Genomic DNA, 1,371 nt, shown 5'->3' on the forward strand with positions numbered 1-1,371 from the left:
TGAAAAGATTCGATGCAAGCATTGTCATAGCAGTTACCTTTCCGACTCATGCTAGCTTTCATTTTGTATTTTTTTAGTCTTTTACGGTAATCGGTTGATGCGTACTGTGAGCCACGATCTGAGTGATGCAGTAGGCCTTTAGGAGGTTTCTGAGCCTCGTAGGCTTGATCTAAGGCAGCGAGAACTAAGTCGGTCGTCATACGGTCTCCGAGCTTCCAACCTACAATTTTGCGTGTATATATGTCTAAAACACTAGCTAGATACATACGGCCCTGTCGGCACGGAATATAGGTAATATCTGTGACCCATACTTTGTTAGGTGCTGTTGTTTGGAAGTTCTGATTCAGCACGTTTGATGCAATCGGAAAATCATGATTAGAATCGGTTGTATTCACTCGAAACTTCTTGGAAACGCAGGAACGAAGCCCATTGGCTTTCATCAACTTCCCTACTAAACGCTCAGAAACCGTCCAGCCTTCACGCTTTAAAGTCTCTGTGATTTTAGGGCTTCCATACCGACCAAAGTGGTCATGAAAGATGAATGTAATACGAGCTAARAGAGCTGCTCTRCGCTTCTGGTAGCTGTTCACAACAGCTTTACCCAGTACCCATTTGTAAAACCGCTCTTCGATACCTCGAGTGTCTGACACATCTTCTCTACTGAAAATTCAGAGCGATGATYTTCAATAAAYTGGAACCTTAGTTCCTTGGTCTGCTGAAGATGTGTACGGCCTTTTTTACAATCGCTAGTTCTTCTTCCGCCTCTGATATCCGGCGATCCTTCTCTGCGAGTTCACGTTCTTTCTCTTTCAAGAGCTGCTCCAATTGACGGACCTTCTCAGGACTGGCAAGGGATTCACTTTCAAATTGGCGATACTTCGCCACCCATTGATGAAGCGTTCCCGCAGGAATGTTAAGTTCTTCAGCTATTTCCGTTACCGATTTCGTTTGTTCTTGAATAAATTTTACCGTTTGTTGTTTAAATTCATCATTGTACCTTTGCCGTTGTTCACCCATTGTGAACACCTCCTCGTTACATCTATTATCTTAAATCTGTTAACGAGGTGTCCACTTTTTATTCTAGCTGCAGTTTTCCATCTAAATCAATTTTTCAGGGCAAATTCGTGCAATTAGCTGTAGAAAATACTGTTAATGATTCAGTAACGAGGCGAAGTATAGGCTAAATGCAAAAAAGAGCCTTACTTGGAGTTATCCAAGTGAGGCTCTTTCAGTTGTTTGGCAACGTTCTACTCTCCCAGAACCCTGCGGTTCAAGTACCATCGACGCTGGAAGGCTTAACGGTCGTGTTCGAGATGGGAACGCGTGGATCCCTTCCGCCATCATCACCAAACGTTGATGCTTCTGCCAGGA

At 43.6% G+C, this 1,371-nt stretch carries 2 protein-coding genes and 1 rRNA gene; all 3 read right to left on the bottom strand.

Translation table 11 applies throughout. The features are described 5' to 3' along the window. Positions 1 to 650 (bottom strand): IS3 family transposase (locus AC1DLM_RS35340; protein WP_477572619.1); only part of this gene is annotated, 650 nt, incomplete at its 3' end. Positions 651 to 699: 49 nt separating this feature from the next. Continuing rightward, positions 700 to 1,017 (bottom strand): transposase, encoded by a 318-nt coding sequence (locus AC1DLM_RS35345; protein WP_312886284.1) that lies wholly within the window; start codon positions 1,015 to 1,017, stop codon positions 700 to 702. A 217-nt stretch (positions 1,018 to 1,234) separates the two neighbouring features. After that, positions 1,235 to 1,351 (bottom strand): 5S ribosomal RNA (rrf, locus tag AC1DLM_RS35350). Positions 1,352 to 1,371: the final 20 nt, after the last annotated feature.

Source organism: Paenibacillus sp. 01T442, assembly GCF_056398345.1.